The sequence below is a fragment of the Streptomyces sp. NPDC107581 genome (assembly GCF_055657175.1).
The window spans coordinates 1-23,021 of record NZ_JBVKBH010000022.1; the positions used below are offsets into that span (position 1 = coordinate 1).

The following is a 23,021-nucleotide window of genomic DNA, read 5'->3' on the forward strand; positions in this document are numbered from 1 at the left end:
TAGGTGAGTTGGCGGGAGATGACGGAGTCGGGGTCGTCTTCGGTGCCGAGTACGTCGTGTTGCCAGAGGGTGTAGTCGGCGTACTGGACCGGCAGTGGTGTCCAGGTGGGGGTCTGGCCGGTGGTCCTGGCTTTGTAGGCGGTGGTCAGGTCGCGGGCGAGGGGGGCCATGGACCAGCCGTCGGCGGCGATGTGGTGGACCACGAGGAGCAGGACGTGCTCGTGGGTGCCGGTCTGGAACAGGGCGGCCCGGATGGGGGGTTCGTGTGTGAGGGTGAAGGGCTGGGCCGTGGTGTGGCGCAGGGCTTCGTGGAGTTGGTCGGGGGTGGTGGTGTGGGTGGTGAGGTCGGGTGTGGCTGTGCCGAGGATGATCTGGCGGGGGCCTGATTCGTCCTGCGTGTATATGGTGCGCAGTGCTTCGTGTCGTTGGACGATGTCGGTCAGTGCGGTGTGCAGGGCGGGGCGGTCGAGGTCTCCGGTCAGGCGCAGTGCGACGGGGATGTTGTAGAGGGCGCTGTCGGGGTCGTACTGGTGCAGGAACCACAGGCGCTGCTGGGCGTACGACAACGGCACCCGCTCCGGCCGTTCCCGTGCGGCAAGAGCGGCGCGCGCTGCCGATGCGCCCGTGAGGGTGTCCGCCAGCGCGGCCACGGTCGGCGCCTCGAACAGGGCGCGGACCGGAAGCTCCACGCCGAGCGCGGTGCGGATCCGGGACACCAGCTGCGTGGCGAGCAGGGAGTGGCCGCCCAGGTCGAAGAAGCTGTCGTCGATGCCGATCCGGCTCAGACCGAGGACATCGGCGAACAGACCGCACAGGATCTCCTCGCGGTCCGTGCGCGGGCGGCGCGCCGACTCACCGGCGCTCGCGTAGTCGGGGGCGGGCAGACCGCGGCGGTCGAGCTTGCCGGTGGGCGTGAGCGGCAGGTCGGGCAGGAGCACCACGGCCGCCGGAACCATGTGCTGGGGGAGGTGGTCGGCGACGTACCGGCGCAGCTCGGCGGGGTCGGGCTCGGCGCTCCCGGTGGCGGAGACATAGGCGACGAGGCGCTTGTCGCCCGGCTGGTCCTCGCGGACGACGACCGCGGCCTGGGCGACCGTCCCATGAGCGCTGAGGAGTGACTCGATCTCGCCGAGCTCGATACGGAAACCGCGCACCTTGACCTGGTGGTCCGCGCGCCCGATGAACTCCATGACGCCCTCGGCGGTCCAGCGCACCAGGTCGCCCGTGCGGTACATGCGTGTACCCGCCGGGCCGAAGGGATCGGCGACGAAGCGTTCCGCGGTGAGGGCGGCGCGGCCCAGGTAGCCGCGGGCGACGCCCGCGCCCGCCACGTACAGCTCGCCCGGTACGCCGACCGGGACCGGGCGCAGGGCCGCGTCCAGGACGTACACCTGGGCGTTGGAGACGGGAGTGCCGAGTTCGGCCGGGGACGCGTCGCGGACGACACCGGTGACGCTGTCGGCGGTGCACTCGGTGGGCCCGTAGAAGTTGAACGCGATCAGACCGGGCACGGAGGCCAGGGCGCCGCGCAGCGACTCGCCGATCGCCTCGCCGCCCAGGACGACCAGGGCGGGGCGATGCCGTCCGGGGTTCAGCAGCCCTGCCGCGATGAGGTGCTGGCACTCGGACGGAGTCATGTCGACGACGTCGATGCGGTGCTCGTCGACCTGGCGGGCGAACGCCTCGGGATCGTGGCGGGTGTCGTCGTCGATCAGGTGGAGTTCGTGGCCGTGGGCGGCCATCCACAGGAACAGGCCCCAGGACGCGTCGAACGAGAACGACGAGGTGTGCGCCATGCGCAGCCGACGGCCGCCCACGGCCTGCGCCACGGGGGTGAGCACCTCGTGCTGGTGGTGGTGGAGCAGATTGGTGAGGCTCGAGTGGTTGATCAGGGCAGCCTTGGGGCGGCCCGTCGAGCCGGAGGTGTACAGGATGTAGGCGCCGTTCGCGCGGGTCGCTCGGTCCGCCGTGGGGTCGGTGTCGGGCTGGGCGTCGAGGGCGCGCCGGGTCGCGGCGTCGTCGAGCCGGACGACGGGCACGGCGGAGCCGGCCGGCAGGGTGACCCGGTCCTCCGCGGCGGAGACCGTCACGACGAGGGCCGGCGCGGAGTCGGCCAGCATGAACGAGGTGCGGTCGGCGGGGTACTGCGGGTCCACGGGCAGATAGACGGCGCCGGCCTTCATGGCGGCGAGCAGGGCGACCATGGAGTCGACCGAGCGGGGCAGTACGACGGCCACGATGTCCTCGGGACCGATGCCGTGCTCGATGAAGAGACGGGCCAGCCGGTTCACGCGGGCGTTGAGCTCGCGGTACGTGACCCGGGTGTGCTGGAAGACGATCGCCGTCTCGTCGGGGGTGCGGGCCACCTGGGCCTCGAAGAGGCGCGGCAGGATGTCCGACGGCATCGCGCGCTCGGTGCGGTTCCAGTCGACGAGCATGCGCCGGCGCTGCCCGGGGTCGAGGACGTCGACCCGGCCCACGGGCAGGTCCTGGTCGGTGATCAGCAGGCGCAGAATGCCGAGGAGCTGACCGGAGAGCTCCTCGGCCTGGCGGAGCTGGAAGATGTCCGGCCGGTAGTCGAGCTGGAAGCGCAGCGCGGTGTCGGGCATGGCGACGAGCCCCAGCGGATAGTGGGTGGCGTCGTACCCCACGGTGCGCAGGATCGTCAGGTCGTCGGTGCCGTGGCCGAGGGCGGAGGCGTCCAGGGGATAGTTCTCGAACACCATGGAGGTGTCGAAGAGTTCGCCCAGTCCGGCCAGGCGCTGGATCTCGGCGAGCCCGAGATGCTGATGGGCGAGCAGCCGGCTCTGCTCCTCCTGGACCCGGGTCACCAGCGCCGCCAGGGACTCCTCGGGGCGCAGCCGTACCCGCAGCGGCAGTGTGTTGATGAAGAGGCCGACCATCTCCTCGACCCCGTCGAGCTCCGGTGAGCGCCCGGACACGGTGACGCCGAAGACAACGTCGTCAAGGCCGGTCAGCCGGGAGAGGAGCAGCGCCCAGGCGCCCTGGACCAGGGTGTTCAGGGTCAGGCCGCGGTCGCGCGCGAACCGGGTGAGCGCCCGGGTCTCGGCGTCGTCGAGTCCGAAGGTGATGTGGTCGGGGACCACCGGAGCCCGGCCCGGGGCGGGCGGCGCCACCCTGGTGGGCTCCTCCAGACCGGCCAGGGCCTCGGCCCAGGCCTCGCGCGCCGCCCGGGTGTCCTGGGCGGCGAGCCAGGTGAGGTGGTCGCGGAACGGGCGCGGGCGCGGCAGGCCGGAGGCGTCGCCCCGGGAGAGGTAGAGGGCGAACAGGTCCTTCATCAGGATCTGCATCGACCAGCCGTCGAGCAGGATGTGGTGGTTCGTCAGGAGGAAGCGGAAGCGTCGCTCGCCCAGTCGGAGCACGGTGAACCGCACCAGGGGTGCCTGCCCCAGGTCGAACCGGCGCTCGCGGTCGTCGAGCGCCTCGCGCTCCGCCCGTGCCGTCCGTTCGTCCTCCGGCAGGCCGGTGAGATCGACGGTGCGCCACGGCAGTTCCACGTCGCGCAGTACCAGCTGGGCCCACTCGCCCGACTTGCGCTGCCGGAACGCCACGCGGAGGTTCGGGTAGCGGGAGAGGAGTGCCGCACCGGCGGCGCGCAGGGCGCCGCTGTCGAGGGCGCCCTCGAAGTCCGTGGTCACCTGCGCCACGTAGACGTCGGTGCCCGCTCCTTCGCCTGCTCCCTCGAGGACGTTGTGGAAGAGGAGACCCTCCTGGAGGGGAGACAGCGGGTAGATGTCCTCGATCTTGCGTGGCTGTCGCGTCACTGCCGTCTCTCCCACTCGAACCGCATTCATCGATGTGGCCAGCGTTGCAATATGGCTGGCAGTAATACTTGGCCAGCAACCTATTTGGGTGAGTGGGCGGTCTGTCAAGAAAGTAATGCGCGGGAATTTAACCCTTGCCTTAAATTCCGATGTGAGGTCGGTCCGACACCCTGTGCCTAGTCAACTCCTCGCTTAAAGAGGTGGCATTGAGCTGGCTGATTCTCTATTGCTGCTAGGGTTGCGGCACTTGCTGGGGGAGTTGGAGCCAGAATGGCAGCACAAGACCTTGCGCAGGAATTTACATCCTGGATAGGAAGCGAGTCCTTCACCTGTCTCGGCGCCCGTGCGTCACTGCGTCAGGACGCACTGGTGATCCGGGTGTACGACGAGATGGACACGGATGCTGGTACGGCCCTGCTGCACGGGGACCTGTCCGCATTCACGGCGGAGCACCTCTCCGGGGATTCGGATTTCGCATCGTTCGTCGCCATCTTCCGCGAACCCCGGGGAACCGGTGAGGAGGGGTTCGAGAACATCCTCTGGCGGCAGTTGGACCGACTGCACCGGCTTGACACCCGGAATCATTCATGGACTCCTGAATATTCCAGCGATCCGGATTCGGCGGAGTTCGCCTACAGCGTGGCCGGGCATGCCTTCTTCGTGGCCGGAGTCCATCCGGATTCTTCGCGCATATCCCGACGCTTTTCTCATCCGGCGCTCGTCTTCAATGCGCACCGGCAGTTCGCCCGGCTGAAGGCCCAGGGAACGTACTACGGCCTGCAGCGCAGAATCAGGGAGCGGGAGGTACGGCTCCAGGGGGACATCAATCCCATGCTGGCCGACCACGGCGAGTCCTCCGAGGCCCGCCAGTACTCGGGGCGTGCCGTACCGCAGGGCTGGGCGTGCCCGTTCTCCCCCCAGGACGTGGTGATCCACCGGGGCGGATAGTGCCCGCCCGGTTCCGGGGCGGGCACTCGTCCGTCCGGAATCAGTCGACCTTTTCGATCAGTCCAGCCTCATAGGCGATGATGGCCGCCTGCACCCGGTTGCCCACTGCCAGCCTGGCGAGGATGGAACTGACATGAGTTTTGACGGTGCCTTCCACGAGGTGCAGTCGGCGGGCGATCTGGATGTTGGACAGTCCCTCGGCGAGCAGAGCGAGCACCTCCTGCTCCCGGGCGCTCAGCCGGTCGATGCGTTCCCGGGCCGCGGAGCCGCGAGCCACCCGCCCCGACGACATGCCCCGGATCACATGGTGCGCGGCCTCGGGGGAGAGAAAGGCCGCCCCGTTCGCGACGGCGTGGACGCCCGCGATGAGGTCGCGCGGATCCCCCGACTTCAGCAGGAACCCGCTCGCCCCCTCGCTCAGGGCGCGGGAGATGTAGTCGTCGTTGCTGAACGTCGTGAAGATGATGACAGCGGTGCCGGCGCCGGAGCCCAGGATCGCGGACGAGGCGTCCAGGCCGTCCAGCTGGGGCATCTGCACGTCGAGGAGCGCCACATCGGGCCGGTGGCGGCGTACCAGTTCCACGGCCTCCTGGCCGTCGGCGGCCTCGGCCACCACCTCGATCTCCGGGTCGGCGGACAGGATCGCGCGCGCCCCCGCTCGCATCATCGTCTCGTCGTCGGCGATCAGAACCCGAATCACTTGCTCCCCTTTTCTGCCCGCTCCGTCGCGGCGGCCGCTTCTGCCCGTCATCAGGACTCCCGATGAAAGACACCGTTCAGGCTCCCCCGCCTGACTCGCTCGCCGACCGGTCCCGGATCCTCGTGCGAAGGACCGTACGCAGCAGGACCGTTCGGGGTGCGGCTCTCTGGCTGGCACTCACCGTACCCGTGTTGCTCGACGTGTTCGGCGCCCCCGACACGGGGGTGGCGTGGTGGCCCTGGGCCGGCGCGCTGCTCCTGGTGCCCGTCGTCGGACTCCGGCACCGCAGACCGGCGTTGGCGTGGGGCGTCAGCACCGGCCTGAGCCTCATCAACCCCTGGTTCGCCCCCAGCGCGCTGGTGATGAGCTATCTGGCGGGCCGGCGCGATCTGCGGGAGCGGCCGGCCGAGATGGCGGCGGCGGCGAGCGCCGTCCTCGCGGTCCTCGGGGCACTGGGCCTGACGGACGGGTACCTCACGACGGCTCTCAACAGCGCGCCCCTGCTCGTCGGCGCCGTGACGGCCTGGCTCGCGGGCCGCCACCGGCAGCAGCGCAGGGAGCTGGAACGGGCCGGGTGGGACCGGGCCCGGCACCTGGAGCGGGAACAGCAGCTGGCCGCGGACCGGGCACGGATCCGGGAACGGACCAGGATCGCCCAGGACATGCACGACCAGCTCGGCCATGACCTCACCCTGATAGCCATGCAGGCGGCCGCCCTCGAAATCTTCCCGACGCTCGACGAGTCGGTCCGCAGCACCGCGGGACAGCTGCGCCGCAGTGCGGGGCAGGCGGTCCACCGTCTGAACGACATCATCGGGGTGCTGCGGGTCGACGATGTGCAGCAGCCGACCGGGCCCCGCGAGGATCTGACGGCGACCGTGAACCGGGCCAGGGCGGCCGGGATGCTGGTCGACTTCACCCGGGTGGGCCTGGAGACGGCCGCGCCGCCGGTGATCGAGGAGGCCGTGCAGCGCGTGGTCCAGGAGTCGCTCACCAACGCGGCCCGGCACGCCCCGGGGGCGGAGGTGCGGATCCGGCTGGAGCGAACGGTGAACCGCACGGTCGTCACGGTCGCCAACGACGCCTCCGACCAGCCCTCTTCGGGCGGCGGGAACGGCATGGGACTGGTCGGGCTCGCCGAGCGTGCGCGGGTGCTGGGAGGCACCCTCACCGCCCGCCACCGCGAGGACGGGTTCGAGGTCGCGGCCAGTCTGCCGCACTCGGGCGTCGGGCGGGTCCCGGACACCAGGGACGAGGACGTCCCGACGGAAGCCCCGCGGACGCTCGCGGCCCAGCAGCACGCCGAACGCAGGGTGCGCCGCAGCCTCGCCGTCGTGCTCGCGGTGCCGCTCGCCGCGGCGGTCGCGGTGTGCGCGATGACCGTGGTCTACATCTCGCGGTGGTTCGACGGCATGACCCTCGACGCGGACACCTACCAGGGCCTGGAGACGGGGCAGCGCTGGGAGGACCTGAAGTCGGTGCTCCCCGAACAGCAGGTGCACGACGGGGGAGCCCTGGGCTGGAGTCCGGCCCCGCCGCATTCGCTGTGCAAGTACTACCGCGCCGAAGGCGGCGGATTCTTCGCCATGGAGGCCAAGGTCTACCGACTGTGCTTCGTGCAGAACAGACTGGTTCTCAAGGACAAGGAAGACGGGAACTGACGGCCCCGGCGCCGGCCGTGCCGCACCCGCTCACCGCGGGGTATGCGGCACCGGTGGCTCCGCACGGGCCTTCGGGGAGAGCGGAGGGAAGCGTTGGCGGACGTGCCGGGAACGCCGGTCGTGGAGAACTGGATCAGCCCGTCCGGGGCACGCGAGTCGACGGCCGCGGGCTCGCAGGACGACTACCGCGAGGAGGACTTCCGGTGAGCGAGCTCTCGTACGCGCACGGGACGAGCGGGACCGCCCTGCTCGGGGACACCATCGGCGCCGACCTGGACCGGGCCGTCGCCGCCTGGCCGGACCGTGAGGCGCTGGTCGACGTGGCGTCGGGGCGGCGCTGGACGTACGCCCGATTCGCGGCGGACGTCGAGGAGCTGGCGCAGGCACTGGTCGCCGCCGGGATCGCCAAGGGCGACCGGGTGGGCATCTGGGCCGTCAACTGCCCGGAGTGGGTCCTGGTCCAGTACGCCACCGCCCGCATCGGCGCGATCATGGTCAACATCAACCCCGCCTACCGCACCCACGAGGTCGGGTACGTCCTCGACCAGGCCGGGATCTCCCTCCTCTTCGCCTCGCTCCGGCACAGGACGAGCGACTACCGGGCGATGGTCGAGCAGGTGCGGGGGAGCTGTCCCGAGCTGCGCGAGGTCGTGTACGTCGGCGACCCGAGCTGGGAGGCGCTGCTCGGGCGCGGGACCGGTGCCGCCGTGTACGAGCAGCTGTCCTGCGACGACCCCATCAACATCCAGTACACCTCGGGCACGACGGGCTTCCCGAAGGGCGCCACGCTCTCCCACCACAACATCCTCAACAACGGCTATTTCGTGGGCGAGTTGCTCGGCTACACCGAGCAGGACCGGATCTGCGTCCCGGTGCCCTTCTACCACTGCTTCGGCATGGTGATGGGGAACCTGGCAGCGACCTCGCACGGCGCGTGCATCGTCATCCCGGCACCGTCCTTCGACCCGCAGGCCACGCTGGAGGCGGTCCAGCAGGAGCGGTGCACCTCGCTGTACGGCGTCCCGACCATGTTCATCGCGGAGCTGAACCTCCCCGGCTTCGCGGCGTACGACCTCTCCGCCCTCCGCACCGGCATCATGGCGGGCTCGCCCTGCCCGGTGGAGGTGATGAAGCGGGTGGTCGCCGAGCTGCACATGGAGGAGGTGTCCATCTGCTACGGCATGACCGAGACCTCCCCGGTCTCCCTCCAGACCCGCCGGGACGACGACCTGGAGCACCGCACGGGCACGGTCGGCCGGGTCCTGCCGCACCTGGAGGTCAAGGTCGTCGACCCGGCCACCGGGATCACCCTGCCGCGCGGCACGGCGGGGGAACTGTGCACCCGCGGCTACAGCGTGATGCTCGGCTACTGGGACGAGCCCGGGAGGACCGCCGAGGCCGTCGACGCGGGCCGCTGGATGCACACCGGGGACCTCGCGTTGATGCGCGAGGACGGATATGTGGAGATCGTCGGCCGGATCAAGGACATGATCATCCGGGGCGGCGAGAACATCTACCCGCGCGAGATCGAGGAGTTCCTGTACGCCCACCCCAGGATCAGGGATGTCCAGGTCGTCGGGGTGCCGCACGAGAAGTACGGCGAGGAGGTCCTGGCCTGCGTCATCCTGCGCGACCCCGCCGACCCGCTCACGCTGGAGGATCTGCGTTCCTTCTGCCGGGACCGGCTCGCCCACTACAAGATCCCCAGCCGGCTCCGGATCCTCGACTCCTTCCCGATGACGGTGTCCGGCAAGGTGCGCAAGGTGGAGCTGCGGGAGAAGTACGGCGTCTGAGCGGTCAGGCCGCACCCGACTCGGAGAGTTCCTGCCCCGGGCCGTTCACCGGGGTCGGGGTGCCCGTGAGGTCGAGGACGAACAGCGGGACGCTCAGCGTGTCGGCCCGGGCCCGGGCCTCCGCCGCGTACCCGGACAGCGAGAAGTAGGCGCACTCGGCCGACTCCGTCATGGCCGTCAGCCACAGGCACTCGACGTCCCTCGGGGAGGCCGGGCGCACGGCCGGGTCCACCTGGGCGACCAGGCCGTGCGCGGCGAGCCCGATCCCGGACGGGGGCCGCTGGTCGGCGCGGCGGATGTCCCGGTAGCCGAGCCAGCGCAGATAGAGCGCGGCCGTGGTGACGGCGTCCCGGGCGGTGCGGATGGTGCGGGGCCGGAAGGGGGCTCGGTGGGCGGGAGCCTCCCCGGCGTCCGCTTCCGGTCCCGTCCCCGGTGAGGGGGCGTCGCTCACCGGAATGCGCAGGACCGTGCCGCAGGGGCAGCCCAGCTCCGGATGCGGCCACTGATTGCCGCGGCCGCAGGCGGCGCAGCGCACGGTGACCCACTCCTCGTCCCAGCTGCGGTGCGCGAGCACTGCCGGCTCCGCCGTCCGGTCCAGCCGCGGGGCCGCGGGGCTGCCGCAGGCGCAGGGATACGGCGGCGCCGTGTAGACGTGCTCACGCCGGCAGGCCGGACAGCGCACCGGCACGCTCTCGGGCATGGCCACTCCAAGGCGTCGCGTCGGATCCGTCACGTCGGGACGGTCGCACAGGACAGCGTCCCCATCGTCCTCCTGGCGTACCCCGCTTGTCCGCCGCTTCCCACTGTCTTGCCCTCTCTTGACGAGGTCCGCACACCCCCCTACATTGTTTCCAGATAGTAGAAGTTAACTTCCGCATTGTGGAAGTAGTCAAATCTGGAGACTGTGCTCACCGCGGGGCGCGACGGGAGTACGCATCCGACAGCCGAAGCAGGAGTACTCGATGGCTCGTATGACCGCTGCCCGCGCGGCAGTTGAGATCCTCAAGCGCGAGGGCGTCACCGACGCCTTCGGTGTGCCGGGCGCGGCGATCAACCCCTTCTACAAGGCGCTGAAGGAGGGCGGCGGGATCAGCCACACGCTCGCCCGCCACGTCGAGGGCGCCTCGCACATGGCCGAGGGCTACACCCGCACCAGGCCGGGCAACATCGGCGTCTGCATCGGCACCTCGGGACCTGCCGGCACCGACATGATCACCGGCCTGTACTCGGCCATCGGCGACTCCATCCCGATCCTGTGCATCACGGGCCAGGCGCCCACCCATGTGATCCACAAGGAGGACTTCCAGGCCGTCGACATCGCCTCGATCGCCAAGCCGGTCACCAAAATGGCGGTCACCGTCCTGGAGGCCGCGCAGGTCCCCGGCGTCTTCCAGCAGGCCTTCCACCTGATGCGCTCCGGCCGTCCCGGCCCGGTCCTGATCGACCTGCCGATCGACGTCCAGCTCACCGAGATCGAGTTCGACCCGGAGACGTACGAGCCGCTCCCGGTCTACAAGCCGGCCGCCACCCGCGCCCAGATCGAGAAGGCGATCTCCTTCCTGCTGGAGTCCGAGCGCCCGGTCATCGTCGCCGGCGGCGGCATCATCGGCGCCGACGCCTCGGACCTGCTGGTCGAGTTCGCCGAGCTGACCCGGACCCCGGTCATCCCGACCCTGATGGGCTGGGGCACTCTGCCCGACGACCACGAGCTGAACGCCGGCATGGTCGGCGTCCAGACCTCGCACCGCTACGGCAACGCGAACTTCCTGGAGTCCGACTTCGTCCTCGGCATCGGCAACCGCTGGGCCAACCGCCACACCGGCTACAAGCTCGACGTCTACCGCCAGGGCCGCAAGTTCGTCCACGTCGACATCGAGCCCACCCAGATCGGCAGGATCTTCCCGCCGGACTACGGTGTCGTCTCCGACGCCAAGGCGGCGCTGGAGCTGTTCGTCGAGGTCGCCAGGGAACTGAAGGCCGAGGGCAGGCTGCCCGAGCGCGCCGACTGGGTCGCCTCCACCCAGGAGCGCAAGGCCACCCTGCTGCGCCGCACCCACTTCGACAACGTGCCGATGAAGCCGCAGCGCGTGTACGAGGAGATGAACAAGGCCTTCGGCCCCGACACCCGCTACGTCACCACGATCGGCCTCTCCCAGATCGCCGGCGCGCAGATGCTGCACGTCTACAAGCCGCGGCACTGGATCAACTGCGGCCAGGCCGGCCCGCTCGGCTGGACGATCCCGGCCGCGATCGGTGTCGCCAAGGCCGACCCGGACTCCCCGGTCGTCGCGCTCTCCGGCGACTACGACTTCCAGTTCCTGATCGAGGAGCTGGCGGTCGCCGCACAGCACCGGATCCCCTATGTCCACGTCCTCGTGAACAACGCCTACCTGGGCCTGATCCGGCAGGCGCAGATCGGCCTGGACATCAACTTCCAGGTCAACCTGGAGTTCGAGAACATCAACGCGCCCGAACTGGGCGTCTACGGTGTGGACCACGTCAAGGTCGCCGAGGGCCTGGGCTGCAAGGCCATCCGGGTCACCGAGCCGGACCAGCTGGGCGCCGCCTTCGAGCAGGCCAAGAAGCTGGCCGCCGAGTACCAGGTGCCGGTCGTCGTCGAGGCGATCCTGGAGCGGATCACCAACATCTCGATGAGCCGCACCATGGACATCAGCGACATCTCCGAGTTCGAGGACCTGGCCACCGAGCCCGGCCACGCGCCGACGTCGATCAAGCCGCTGAAGGTCTGACCCGCCCGAGGCACCACCGGGGCGGCCCCTCCCGAGCAGGGAGGGGCCGCCCCTTCGCGTTTGCCCGGGAGCGTTGCCGGGGCCGTTGGTTTCCCGGGACCGACCGCGGGGCCGTTGCCCGGGAGCAGCTGCGGGGCCGTTGCCCGGGAGCGATGCCGGGACCGTCTCCGGGGCGGTCGTCCGGGCGCGGCCGGGAAGCCCTCACGGGGCCGGTGGCGGCCGGCAGGGGGCGCCGGGCAGGGCCTCCAGGAAACCCGTGCCTGGTGGTCAGAGCCGCAGGGGCCGCTTCCGGGCGGCGGGCCCCGCCCGGAAGCGGCCCCTGCGCGAGGGGCCCGCCGCCCCCGTGTCGGCGGGACCCCGCGTGCCGGTAATGTGCCCGATCCCGCGGGCGGTTGGGGGCTTCTCGGCGGTGTTCAGAGGTTGATTTGAGGGTTGCGTAGGCGGGGTACGGCCGCTGCCGTACGCGGCGCGCCCAGCGCCGGACACGCCGGAACACGCGGGACGGGCTCTGCACGCGCCCTGGAGACCTGTTCCGGACCTGGCTCCGAAGGCCGTGTTCCGGACTGCTCCGGACGTGTCCCGAGCCTGCTCCGGACTGCTCCGGACCCCGTGCTGCGGGCGTGCCCCGGATCGCCCTCCGGATGTGCCCCGGACCTCCCTGCGGAGGTACCCCGGACCCGCTCTACGGACGTCCCCCGGGTCTGCCCCCGGGCCGTCCTAGACCTCGTGCTCCGACAGTCCCGGCCAGTCTTCCGGGCCGCCGCCCTGCCATTCGATGAGATCGCTCTCCTCGACCTCGATCCGGTCCAGGTCGGCCAGCCGCAGAATCTCGATCACGTCGTCCAGGTGGGAGGCGAGGCCCAGGGTGACCTCCCCCTCGGTGACCCGGCGGGAGCCGTCCAGGGCCGGAGCGTGGACCACGATGTGCGGGTACTGCGTCGGATTGCCCATGGCTTCAGCGTCCTGCGGATGCGGCGCACGCGCACGCCGGAGCCGGCCCCCGGACAGCACGAAGCGCCCTCCCTGACCAGGGGGGCGCTTCGGTGGGGTGTGCTGGCCGTCCGGCGGCGCGAGGCTGGGCGCGACAGGACATTCGCGCCGCCGGACGGAGACGGTGACCTCAGTGAGGTCGTGGCTGGGGACCGCGGCGGATGCGATGGATCCGGGAACCCTTTCCCTCTGGTCGAGAAGGGACTCGGATCTTTCACCACCGCACTGGCTCGCACACCGCCGCGGTCCTCGCCCTGCCCGCAGTACCGAGTGGTCACCCCTCATCCGGACCGCTCGGTTGCGGGTCGTCCGCGTCCGGGCCCCGACCTCCCCGTCGGAACCCGGACGCCGTCCGTGGCCTCAGTCCTCGCGCAGGGCGCGGACCGCCTGCTCCACGCGCTTGCCGTACTCCGGGTCGGCGGCGTGGAAGTGGGCCAGGTTCTTCTCGATCACGTCGTCACGGGAGACCTGCGAGAGGCCGCCGGCGATGTTCGCGACCAGACGCTGCTTCTCCTCCTCGGACATCAGCCGGTACAGCTCGCCCGCCTGGAAGAAGTCGTCGTCCTTGGTGTGCAGCGGGGCCTCGTGGGCGCCCGTGTGACCGGAGACCGCCAGCGGGGCCGACAGCGGGCGGCCGGTCTCCACCGGGCCGTCGTACGAGTTCGGCTCGTAGTTCTTGGCGTTCCGGCCCTGGGCGTTGGACGCCATGAAGCCGTCACGGCCGTAGTTCTGCGCGGTCGTCGCCTTCGGGGCGTTGACCGCCAGCAGGGTGTGGTTGACGCCCAGGCGGTAGCGGTGCGCGTCCGCGTAGGCGAACAGACGGCCCTGGAGCATCTTGTCGGGGGAGGGGCCGATGCCCGGAACGAAGTTGTTCGGGGAGAACGCGGCCTGCTCGACCTCGGCGAAGACGTTGTCCGGGTTGCGGTCCAGGACCAGGCGGCCGACCCGCTGCAGCGGGTAGTCCTTGTGCGGCCACACCTTGGTCAGGTCGAACGGGTTGAAGCGGTAGTCCGCCGCCTCGGCCGCCGGCATGATCTGGACGTACAGGGTCCAGGACGGGTGCACACCCCGCTCGATGGCCTGGAGCAGGTCCGTCTGGTGCGAGTTGGCGTCCTTGCCGGCCAGCTCGGCGCCCTGCTCGGCGGAGAGGCAGCGGATGCCCTGGTTCGTCTTGAAGTGGTACTTGACGAAGAAGGCCTCGCCCTGGGCGTTCGTCCACTGGTAGGTGTGCGAGCCGTAGCCGTTCATGTGGCGGTAGGACGCCGGGATGCCGCGGTCGCCCATCAGCCAGGTCACCTGGTGCGTGGCCTCGGGGGCGTGCGCCCAGAAGTCCCAGACGTTGTCCGGCTCCTGCTTGCCGGTGAACGGGTCCCGCTTCTGCGAGTGGATGAAGTCGGGGAACTTGATCGGGTCCTTGATGAAGAACACCGGGGTGTTGTTGCCGACGAGGTCGTAGTTGCCCTCTTCGGTGTAGAACTTCAGCGCGAAGCCGCGCGGGTCACGTACCGCGTCCGCGCCGCCGAGGGAGTCGGCGACCGTGGAGAAGCGCAGGAACACCTCGGTGCGCTTGCCCATGGTGTTCAGGAAGTCGGCGTGGGTGTAGCCGGTGACGTCGTCCGTCACCTCGAAGTGGCCGTAGGCGCCGGAGCCGCGGGCGTGCACCACACGCTCCGGGATCCGCTCGCGGTTGAAGCGCGCGAGCTTCTCCAGGAGGTGCTGGTCCTGGAGCAGGAGCGGGCCGCCGACGCCGGCGGAGGCGGAGTTCTGGTTGTCGGCGACCGGTGCGCCGGACTCTGTCGTGAGCACGCGCTTCGACATCGTGGACCTTCCGTGCGAGAGGGCAGCGGGAATCTGCGGAATGGGCAGCATCCTCGGAAACAGATTTCCGCTTTATGGAGCTTCCGCTTGGGTGAGCCTAGGTTTGGGTGAACCAGGCGTCAACATTTTGTTGAAGTGAATTCCGGACGGCGCCACCGCCTGGGCGCGACAGGACAGGTGTCAGCGGCGGCGCCGCCCGGAAGCTCTGGGTGGGTCAGACCTGGGCGCCGGACAGGCGCTCCACGGCCCGCAGCAGCGCCGAGTGGTCCAGGCCGCCGTCGCCCTGGGCGCGCAGCGAGGCGACCAGCTGGGCGACCACCGCGCCGACCGGCAGCGCGGCGCCGACGTTGCGGGCGGCGTCGGTGACGATGCCCATGTCCTTGTGGTGCAGGTCGATGCGGAAGCCCGGCTTGAAGTCGCGGTTCAGGAAGTTGTCCTTCTTGCGGGTCAGTACCGTCGAGCCCGCGAGGCCGCCGTTGAGGACGTTCAGCGCGGCCGTGAGGTCCACGCCCGACTTCTCCAGGAAGACCACGGCCTCGGCGCAGGCCTGGATGTTCACGGCGACGATCAGCTGGTTGGCCGCCTTGACGGTCTGGCCGGAGCCGTGCGGGCCGCACAGCACGATGGTCTTGCCCAGCGCCTCGAGGATCGGCTTGGCCGTGTCGAAGTCGGCCTGCCCGCCGCCGACCATGATCGACAGTACCGCCTCGATGGCACCGGCCTCGCCGCCGGAGACGGGGGCGTCGAGGACGCGGATGCCCTTGTCCTTGGCCGCGGCGGCCAGGTCGACCGAGGTCTGCGGGGTGATCGAGGACATGTCGATCAGCAGCGCGCCGGACCGCGCGTTCTCCAGGATGCCCTCGGGGCCGTAGCAGATGGCCTCGACCTGCGGGGACGCGGGCACCATGGTGATCACCACGTCGGCGTCGCGCACGGCCTCGGCGATCGAGGCGGCCGCGGTGCCGCCGGCGGCGGCCAGCCGGTCCAGCTTGTCCTGCTCCAGGGTGAAGCCGGTGACGTCGTAGCCCGCCTTGATCAGGTTCTCGGACATGGGGGAGCCCATGATGCCGAGGCCGACCCAGGCGATCTTGGGGAGGGTGTTGCTCATGATTGGGGGTGCCTCTCTAGCTGCTCTGCAAAGTCGGGGGGTTCAGCGAGCTGCGCGCGCTTCGCGCGGGAGCCACTCGAAGGCCTCGGCGCTCGGCTTGTCGCCCGGCTTGTACTCCAGGCCCACCCAGCCGTCGTAACCGGCCTTCCGCAGCAGGCCGAGCAGCTCCTCCAGCGGGAGCGAACCGGTCCCGGGGGCGCCGCGGCCGGGGTTGTCGGCGATCTGGACGTGGCCGGTCCTGGCCGCGTACTGCTCGATCACCGACGGCAGGTCCTCGCCGTTCATGGACAGGTGGTACAGGTCCATGAGGAACTTGGCGTTCCCGAGGCCCGTCGCCGCGTTGACCTTGTCCACGATCTCGATCGCCTTGGGCGCGCTCACGATCGGGCACTTCGGCGACTCGGGCTGGTTGAGTGCCTCGATCAGCACGGTCCCGCCGATCCGGCCTACGGCCCGGGCCGCGAGGACCAGGTTCTCCAGGGCGAGTGCGTCCTGCTCGGCCGGGTCCACGCCGTCGACGCGGTTGCCGTACAGGGCGTTGAACACCGTGCAGCCGAGGGACTGGGCGAAGTCGATGGCCACGTCGATGTTGGCGCGGAACTTCTCCGACTCCGCACCGGGGATCGACAGGGCGCCGCGGTCCGGGCCCGGCAGCTGTCCGGCGTAGAAGTTCAGCCCCGTGAGCTGGACGCCCGCGTCCTCGATCGCCTGCTTCAGGGCGTCGAGCTCGGACTGCTCGGGGGTGGGGGAGTCGACCCAGGGCCACCACAGCTCGACCGCGGTGAAGCCCGCCGCGGCGGCGGCCGCGGGGCGCTCCAGGAGCGGGAGTTCCGTGAAGAGGATCGACAGGTTGACGTTGAAGCGCTGGTCTGCGGCTGTGCTCCATCCAGAACCTGGCATTCGGGCCGCGCTCCCTTCCGTGGTTGAGTTTCCGTAATACGGAAGTTCGTTTCTGCTTAATGGAAGATTGCCGTCGTGTGTCGCCGCTTGTCAAGGGGGCCCGGTCCACGGTGTGGCCGCGGTCCGGGCGGGGCTGCCCGAAAGCCCGTACTGCGCGTTAGGTTGTGCGCGTGCGATTGAGAGTGGAGTTCACGACCGAACCCTTCGACCTCGACGAAGCGCCCGCGCATGCCCTGGTGGCGCGGGAGGTCGTCGAGGCCGCCGAGCTGGACGCCGTCGACGTCGGCCCGTTCGGGAACACGGCCGAAGGGGGCGCCGACAGCGTGCTCTCCGCCGTGGACGCGCTGCTGCGCAGAACCCTGGAGGCCGGCGCCACCCGGGTCTCGCTCCAGGTCAACGTGATCGAGGACGAGAGCGGGGAGGGAGCTGGATGAGCGGGGACGAGCCCTTCATCACTGCCGTGAAGCCGCTGGTCGACGCCATGGGCGGGGAGATGCTCCCGCCCGACGAGGCCGGTCCCGAGGATGTCGTCCTCGCCTGGGAGGGCGTCGACGTCGTCGCCGTACGCCTGCCCCAGCTCGCCGACTCCCTCGACCACATCCTCGCCGCCATGGAGCGCCGGCAGGGCCGGCCGCTGGCCGACCTGGACCGCAAGGCCAAGCAGGAGGTCGTGCGGATACTGGAGGCGAGGGGCGCCTTCGCCGTGCGGCACGGAGTGGAGACCGTGGCGGGCGCGCTGGGCGTCAGCCGCTTCACGGTCTACAACTACCTCAACCGGGAGAAGGGCGCCTGACGACCGGGTGCGGCCCGGCTTGTTACGCGGAATTTTCAACAAAGTGTTGACGGGATGTTTCCGAGGGCGTTAGCTATCGGCAGCCCGTTCAGCACGAAGGCCGTTTCCGGCCACGGAGGCTCCCGTGACTACGACTTCCACGCCCCCGGGCCTGGCCCGGTTCAACGTCCTGGAGGAGCACGCGGCCCTCGCCGCCCTCCACGAGGCGTGCGCCTCCGCCGAGTGGGGCCGACGGCTGCTCGCAGCCCGCCCCTACAGCACCGCCGACGACCTCTGCACGGCCAGCGACGCCGCCATGGCCGAGCTGAGCACCGCGGACCTGGAAGAGGCGATGGCCGGCCATCCGCCGATCGGCCGCCCCAAGCCCGGCGACCCGACGTCCGCGCGGGAGCAGGCGGGCATGGCCGGCGCCGCCGAGGAGCTCAGGGCGGAGATGCTCGAACTCAACCTGGCCTACCAGGACAAGTTCGGCCACGTCTTCCTCATCTGCGCCACCGGCCGGACCGGCGAGCAGATGCGGGACGCCGTCAAGGAGCGGATCGGCAACGCACCGGAGCAGGAGCGGGAGATCGTCCGCACCGAGCTGGGCAAGATCAACCGCATCCGACTGGCCCGACTCGTCGAAGAGGACGCCTGAGACCATGAGCACCAGCACCACCGCCTCCGTGTCCACCCACATCCTGGACACCTCCGTCGGCCGCCCCGCCGAGGGCGTCGCCGTCCACCTCTCCGCCCGCTCGGGCGGGGCCGCGGACTGGCAGGCACTCGGCGGCTCCGCGACCGACGCCGACGGCCGGTGCAAGGACCTTCCGGACCTGCCGGAGGGGACCACCCACGTACGGCTCGACTTCGCGGTGGAGCCGTATTTCGAGAAGAAGCAAGCCGATGCGCAGCAGGACGCCCCCGCGAATCGGGACAGCGGTGCCGTGTTCTTCCCCGAGGTGGCGATCACCTTCGCCGTGAACCCCGGGGAGCATTACCACGTGCCGCTGCTGCTCAACCCGTTCGGCTACTCCGTTTACCGAGGGAGCTAGCAGAAACATGCCCACGATCCTGGGACAGAACCAGTACGGCAAGGCCGAGAACCGAGTCGTAAAGATCACGCGGGACGGCGCCACCCACCACATCAAGGACCTCAACGTCTCCGTCGCGCTGAGCGGCGACATGGACGAGGTCCACTACTCCGGCTCCAACGCCCACGTCCTGCCGACCGACACCACCAAGAACACGGTGTACGCGTTCGCCAAGGAGCACGGCATCGAGTCCGCCGAGCAGTTCGGCATCCATCTCGCCCGCCACTTCGTCACCTCGCAGGAGCCGATCAAGGTCGCGCGGATCCGCATCGAGGAGTACGCCTGGGAGCGGATCGCGACCTCCGACGCCAACTCCAAGTTCATCGGCGCCGACGAGGTCAAGCACTCCTTCGTCCGCAAGGGCCAGGAGACCCGCGTCACCCAGATCACCTACGACGGTGAGAAGTGGGAGGTCATCTCCGGCCTGAAGGACCTGGTCGTGATGAACTCGACCAACTCCGAGTTCTGGGGCTACGTCAAGGACAAGTACACGACCCTCCAGGAGGCGTACGACCGCATCCTGGCCACCCAGGTCTCCGGCCGCTGGCGGTTCAACTGGACCGACGACGAGCAGAAGATGCCCAACTGGGAGAAGTCCTACGAGCAGACCAGGAAGCACATGCTCCAGGCCTTCGCCGAGACGTACTCCCTCTCCCTGCAGCAGACGCTGTACCAGATGGGCTCGCGCATCATCAACAACCGCAGCGAGATCGACGAGGTCCGCTTCTCCCTGCCGAACAAGCACCACTTCCTGGTCGACCTCGAGCCCTTCGGGCTGAAGAACGACAACGAGGTCTACTTCGCCGCCGACCGGCCCTACGGCCTGATCGAGGCGACCATCCTCCGGGACGGCTGCGAGCCGAAGATCCCGGTGGACCTCACCAATCTCTGATCCACCCCACTTGCGGCACCCGTGGCCGGGCGACGCACCGTCTGCAATCCCCGGCCACGGCACTCAAACTCCCTAGGGTCCTGCCGTGCCCACCCTCCAGTCCACTGAGCGAAAAGGACGAATCATGGCAGCAGCCCAGCGCATCGTCATCGAGAACTGTTCGATCGCGACGGTCGACGCCGACGACACCGAGTACGCCTCCGGGTACCTGGTCGTCGCCGGCAACCGTATCGAGGCGGTCGGCGCGGGCAAGGCCCCCGAGGGCCTGGAGAACGTCGTACGCCGTATCGACGCCACCGGGCATCTCGTGACCCCCGGTCTGATCAACACCCACCACCACTTCTACCAGTGGATCACCCGGGGCCTGGCCACCGACCACAACCTCTTCAACTGGCTGGTCGCGCTGTACCCGACGTGGGCGCGCATCGACGAGCAGATGGCCTACTCCGCGGCCCAGGGCTCGCTCGCGATGATGGCCCGCGGTGGCGTGACCACCGCCATGGACCACCACTACGTCTTCCCGCAGGGCTCCGGCGACCTGTCCGGCGCGATCATCCGCGCCGCCCGCGAGACGGGTGTCCGCTTCACCCTGGCCCGCGGCTCCATGGACCGCAGCGAGAAGGACGGCGGCCTGCCCCCGGACTTCGCCGTCGAGACCCTCGAAGGCGCGCTCGCCGGGACCGAGGCCACCGTCAAGGAGCACCACGACGCCTCCTTCGACGCGATGACCCAGGTCGCCGTCGCGCCCTGCTCCCCCTTCTCCGTCTCCACCGAACTCATGCGTGAGGGTGCCGAGCTGGCCCGCCGCCTCGGCGTGCGGCTGCACACACACGGCTCGGAGACCGTGGAGGAGGAGAAGTTCTGCCACGAGCTGTTCGGCATGGGCCCGACCGACTACTTCGAGTCCACCGGCTGGCTCGGCGAGGACGTGTGGATGGCGCACTGCGTCCACATGAACGACTCCGACATCGCCGCCTTCGCCCGCACGAAGACCGGTGTCGCGCACTGCCCCTCCTCCAACGCGCGGCTCGCCGCCGGCATCGCCCGCGTCCCCGACATGCTCCAGGCGGGTGTCCCGGTCGGCCTCGGCGTCGACGGCACCGCCTCCAACGAGTCCGGTGAACTCCACACCGAACTGCGCAACGCCCTGCTGATCAACCGTCTCGGCGCCCACCGCGAGGCCGCGCTGAACGCCCGCCAGGCGCTGCGCCTCGGCACCCACGGCGGGGCCCAGGTGCTCGGCCGCGCGGCCGAGACCGGCTCGCTGGAGGCCGGCAAGCTGGCCGACCTGGTGCTGTGGAAGCTGGACACCCTCGCGCACGCCTCCATCGCCGACCCGGTGACCGCGCTGGTCTTCGGTGCGGCGGCCCCGGTCACCGCCTCCTTCGTCAACGGCCGTCAGATCGTCGAGAACGGCCGCCTGCTGACCGTCGACGAGGACGCCATCGCCCGCTCCACGCGGGACGAGGCCCAGCGCCTGGCGCGGATCGCCGCCCAGGGCTGAGCCCACGCCGGACCCCGGCCGGGAGGGACGGCTCCCGGCCGGCAGCCGTGGACCCGAGCGGGGTCCATGGCGGCCGTCTCCGGGGCGCGCGTGCATGCGCGCGCTCCGGAACGGTCTCCGTCCTCAGGCCCCCCAGGGCCTCCGGTCCCGCACGACCGCGCACCACCTCCCTGAAACCCACGTCGGAGCCGACGTGTATAACCGACCGGAGGAGCCGCCCGTGTCCGCCCACCCTGTCGTCGAGACCCACCCTGTCGACGAGAAGCTCCCCGCCCTCAAGATGGCGACCACCGGTCTGCAGCACGTGGCCGCCATGTACGCCGGAGTCGTCGCCCCGCCCCTGATCGTCGGCGCCGCCGTCGGCCTCAGCGGCACCGAACTCACCTTCCTCACCGGCGCCTGCCTGTTCACCGCGGGCCTCGCCACCTTCCTGCAGACCCTCGGTCTCTGGAAGATCGGTGCCCGGCTGCCGTTCGTCAACGGCGTCACCTTCGCCGGTGTCGCCCCCATGACCGCGATCGTGGCCTCCGCGCACCACAAGTCCGACGCCCTGCCCGTCATCTACGGCGCGGTCATCGTCGCCGGCATCCTCGGTTTCATAGCGGCCCCCTTCTTCAGCAAGGCCGTCCGCTTCTTCCCGCCGGTCGTCACCGGCTCCGTGATCACCCTCATCGGCGTCTCCCTGCTCCCGGTCGCCTTCGGCTGGGCCCAGGGCCCCGACCCGACCGCGCACGACTACGGTTCGGGCACCAACCTGGGCCTGGCGGCCGCGACCCTCCTGATCGTCCTCCTGCTGCGCCGCTTCACCACCGGCTTCGTCAAGCAGATCGCGGTACTGCTCGGCCTGGTCATCGGCACCCTCGTCGCGATCCCCTTCGGGGCCACGGACTTCGGCCCGGTCGCCGACGCGGACGTGATCGGCTTCCCGACGCCGTTCCACTTCGGCGCCCCGCAGTTCCACCTCGCCGCGATCCTGTCCCTGTGCGTGGTGATGGTGGTCTCGATGACCGAGTCGACCGCCGACATGCTGGCGCTCGGCGAGATCGTCGAGCGCCCGGCCGACGAGCGGACGATCGCCGCGGGCCTGCGCGCCGACACCCTCGGCTCGGCCCTCAGCCCCCTGTTCAACGGCTTCATGTGCAGCGCCTTCGCCCAGAACATCGGGCTGGTCGCCATGACCCGCATCCGCAGCCGCTACGTCGTCGCCACCGGCGGCGCCTTCCTGGTCCTGATGGGCCTGTGCCCGACGGCCGCGTCCCTGATCGCCGTCGTGCCCCGTCCCGTCCTGGGCGGCGCGGGCGTGGTCCTGTTCGGCTCGGTGGCGGCCAGCGGCATCCAGACCCTGGTCAGGGCGGGCCTGGACAAGGACAACAACGTGCTCATCGTGGCCGTGTCCCTGGCCGTCGGCATCATCCCGATCACGGCGCCGGACTTCTACCACGCGTTCCCCCAGACCGCCCGGATCGTCCTGGACTCGGGCATCTCCACCGGCTGCGTCGCCGCGGTCCTGCTCAACCTGGTCTTCAACCACCTGGGCAAGGGCCGTGAGGCCGAGGACGTGACCCATCCGATGGAATCCGGGGAGGAACTCGCCCCCGCGCACTGAACCCGTGCACCCGGTCCGGCTCGGGGTACGGCGGATGCCGTACCCCGAGCGGCCGTTTGGGGCAGGCTTGGGCGCATGAACGAGTCCGGCCGTGTGGAGGCCTTCAGCGACGGCGTCTTCGCCATCGCCATCACCCTGCTCATCCTGGAGATCAAGGTCCCGAAGGTCGGCGAACACGGTGATCTGTGGCGGGCGTTGGGCGACCAGTGGCCCTCGTACGCGGCCTATGTGGTGAGCTTCCTCGTCATCGGCATCATGTGGGTCAACCACCACCAGCTGTTCAGCTATGTCGCCCGTGTCGACCGCACGCTGATGTTCCTGAACCTGCTGGTGCTGATGGTGGTGGCCGCGGTGCCCTGGCCCACCGCGATGCTCGCCGAGTACCTGCGCGAGGAGCGGACCTCGCACGTCGCCGCCGCGGTCTACAGCCTGGTCATGGTCGCGATGGCGTTCACCTTCCAGGGGCTGTGGTGGCACCTCACCCGCACCGGCCGTCTCTTCGACTCCCGCGTCGACGTCGCCGCGGCACGCGCCACCCGGGCCCGCTTCGCCCTCGGTTCCCTCGCCTACCCCGTCACGGTGGGTCTCGCCTTCGTCTCCGCTCCCCTCACCCTGGCGGCCCACGGGGTGCTCGCCCTCTACTACGGTTTCAACCAGGTGCCGGTGCCGACCCGGCAGACCCCGGCCTCGCCCTGAGACA

At 70.1% G+C, this 23,021-nt stretch carries 19 protein-coding genes; 12 read left to right on the top strand and 7 right to left on the bottom strand.

The annotated features are described in order from the left end of the window. A partial coding sequence (locus ACZ7P3_RS38000) for an amino acid adenylation domain-containing protein (protein WP_472088825.1) occupies positions 1–3,785 on the bottom strand: 3,785 nt, incomplete at its 3' end. Between the two features lie 270 nt (positions 3,786–4,055). Between ACZ7P3_RS38000 and gntA the strand changes: the two genes are divergently transcribed. After that, positions 4,056–4,733 (top strand): guanitoxin biosynthesis heme-dependent pre-guanitoxin N-hydroxylase GntA, encoded by a 678-nt coding sequence (gene gntA / locus ACZ7P3_RS38005; protein WP_472088827.1) that lies wholly within the window; start codon positions 4,056–4,058, stop codon positions 4,731–4,733. A 40-nt stretch (positions 4,734–4,773) separates the two neighbouring features. On the opposite strand, the gene ACZ7P3_RS38010 is transcribed toward gntA, so the two are convergent. Beyond that, positions 4,774–5,433 (bottom strand): response regulator, encoded by a 660-nt coding sequence (locus tag ACZ7P3_RS38010; protein ID WP_472088829.1) that lies wholly within the window; start codon positions 5,431–5,433, stop codon positions 4,774–4,776. 62 nt (positions 5,434–5,495) lie between these two features. On the opposite strand from ACZ7P3_RS38010, the gene ACZ7P3_RS38015 reads away from it, so the two are divergent. Together ACZ7P3_RS38015 and ACZ7P3_RS38020 are read left to right on the top strand one after the other, a co-directional pair. Continuing rightward, positions 5,496–7,094, top strand: a complete 1,599-nt coding sequence (locus tag ACZ7P3_RS38015) for a sensor histidine kinase (protein ID WP_472088831.1) — start codon at positions 5,496–5,498, stop codon at positions 7,092–7,094. A 203-nt stretch (positions 7,095–7,297) separates the two neighbouring features. Continuing rightward, the gene (locus ACZ7P3_RS38020; RefSeq protein WP_472088832.1) at positions 7,298–8,887 is read left to right on the top strand and encodes an AMP-binding protein; all 1,590 of its coding nucleotides are present in this window, start codon (positions 7,298–7,300) and stop codon (positions 8,885–8,887) included. Between the two features lie 4 nt (positions 8,888–8,891). Here ACZ7P3_RS38020 and ACZ7P3_RS38025 read toward each other — a convergent pair whose 3' ends face one another. Continuing rightward, positions 8,892–9,587 carry a hypothetical protein gene (locus ACZ7P3_RS38025; protein ID WP_472088834.1) on the bottom strand — a complete coding sequence of 232 codons (696 nt, stop codon included), beginning with the start codon at positions 9,585–9,587 and terminating at the stop codon, positions 8,892–8,894. A 262-nt stretch (positions 9,588–9,849) separates the two neighbouring features. Here ACZ7P3_RS38025 and gcl point away from each other — a divergent pair, with 262 nt between their 5' ends. Next, positions 9,850–11,637 carry a glyoxylate carboligase gene (gene gcl / locus ACZ7P3_RS38030; RefSeq protein WP_472088835.1) on the top strand — a complete coding sequence of 596 codons (1,788 nt, stop codon included), beginning with the start codon at positions 9,850–9,852 and terminating at the stop codon, positions 11,635–11,637. A gap of 717 nt (positions 11,638–12,354) precedes the next feature. Here gcl and ACZ7P3_RS38035 read toward each other — a convergent pair. The 4 genes from ACZ7P3_RS38035 to ACZ7P3_RS38050 all read right to left on the bottom strand — a co-directional run bounded on the left by ACZ7P3_RS38035 (position 12,355) and on the right by ACZ7P3_RS38050 (position 16,453). After that, a complete protein-coding gene (locus ACZ7P3_RS38035; RefSeq protein ID WP_472088837.1) occupies positions 12,355–12,588 on the bottom strand; it encodes a hypothetical protein in 234 nt (77 codons plus the stop codon). A gap of 399 nt (positions 12,589–12,987) precedes the next feature. Continuing rightward, the gene (locus ACZ7P3_RS38040) at positions 12,988–14,445 is read right to left on the bottom strand and encodes a catalase (RefSeq protein ID WP_472088839.1); all 1,458 of its coding nucleotides are present in this window, start codon (positions 14,443–14,445) and stop codon (positions 12,988–12,990) included. Positions 14,446–14,659: 214 nt separating this feature from the next. Then, complete coding sequence (locus ACZ7P3_RS38045; protein WP_472088841.1) at positions 14,660–15,553, bottom strand: 2-hydroxy-3-oxopropionate reductase; 894 nt, start codon at positions 15,551–15,553, stop codon at positions 14,660–14,662. Positions 15,554–15,595: 42 nt separating this feature from the next. Beyond that, on the bottom strand, positions 15,596–16,453 hold the full coding sequence (locus ACZ7P3_RS38050) for a TIM barrel protein (protein ID WP_472088842.1): 858 nt from the start codon (positions 16,451–16,453) through the stop codon (positions 15,596–15,598). A gap of 170 nt (positions 16,454–16,623) precedes the next feature. Between ACZ7P3_RS38050 and ACZ7P3_RS38055 the strand changes: the two genes are divergently transcribed. From ACZ7P3_RS38055 to ACZ7P3_RS38090, 8 genes are all read left to right on the top strand, one after another. Beyond that, positions 16,624–16,887, top strand: coding sequence for a YkoF family thiamine-binding protein (locus ACZ7P3_RS38055; RefSeq protein WP_472088844.1), 264 nt, complete (start codon positions 16,624–16,626; stop codon positions 16,885–16,887). Next, positions 16,884–17,246, top strand: a complete 363-nt coding sequence (locus ACZ7P3_RS38060) for a helix-turn-helix domain-containing protein (RefSeq protein ID WP_472088845.1) — start codon at positions 16,884–16,886, stop codon at positions 17,244–17,246. The genes ACZ7P3_RS38055 and ACZ7P3_RS38060 overlap by 4 nt, the downstream gene beginning before the upstream one ends. A 124-nt stretch (positions 17,247–17,370) precedes the next feature. Beyond that, positions 17,371–17,883: a 2-oxo-4-hydroxy-4-carboxy-5-ureidoimidazoline decarboxylase gene (gene uraD / locus ACZ7P3_RS38065; protein ID WP_472088846.1), complete on the top strand. Its 513-nt coding sequence runs from the start codon at positions 17,371–17,373 to the stop codon at positions 17,881–17,883. A 4-nt stretch (positions 17,884–17,887) separates the two neighbouring features. Beyond that, the gene (gene uraH / locus ACZ7P3_RS38070) at positions 17,888–18,280 is read left to right on the top strand and encodes a hydroxyisourate hydrolase (RefSeq protein WP_472088847.1); all 393 of its coding nucleotides are present in this window, start codon (positions 17,888–17,890) and stop codon (positions 18,278–18,280) included. A gap of 7 nt (positions 18,281–18,287) precedes the next feature. Beyond that, positions 18,288–19,211, top strand: coding sequence for a factor-independent urate hydroxylase (gene pucL, locus ACZ7P3_RS38075; protein WP_472088849.1), 924 nt, complete (start codon positions 18,288–18,290; stop codon positions 19,209–19,211). 124 nt (positions 19,212–19,335) lie between these two features. Then, positions 19,336–20,715 (top strand): 8-oxoguanine deaminase, encoded by a 1,380-nt coding sequence (locus ACZ7P3_RS38080; protein WP_472088850.1) that lies wholly within the window; start codon positions 19,336–19,338, stop codon positions 20,713–20,715. A 220-nt stretch (positions 20,716–20,935) separates the two neighbouring features. Further along, the gene (locus ACZ7P3_RS38085) at positions 20,936–22,321 is read left to right on the top strand and encodes a nucleobase:cation symporter-2 family protein (protein ID WP_472088853.1); all 1,386 of its coding nucleotides are present in this window, start codon (positions 20,936–20,938) and stop codon (positions 22,319–22,321) included. Between the two features lie 75 nt (positions 22,322–22,396). Further along, the gene (locus tag ACZ7P3_RS38090) at positions 22,397–23,017 is read left to right on the top strand and encodes a TMEM175 family protein (protein WP_472088855.1); all 621 of its coding nucleotides are present in this window, start codon (positions 22,397–22,399) and stop codon (positions 23,015–23,017) included. Positions 23,018–23,021: the final 4 nt, after the last annotated feature.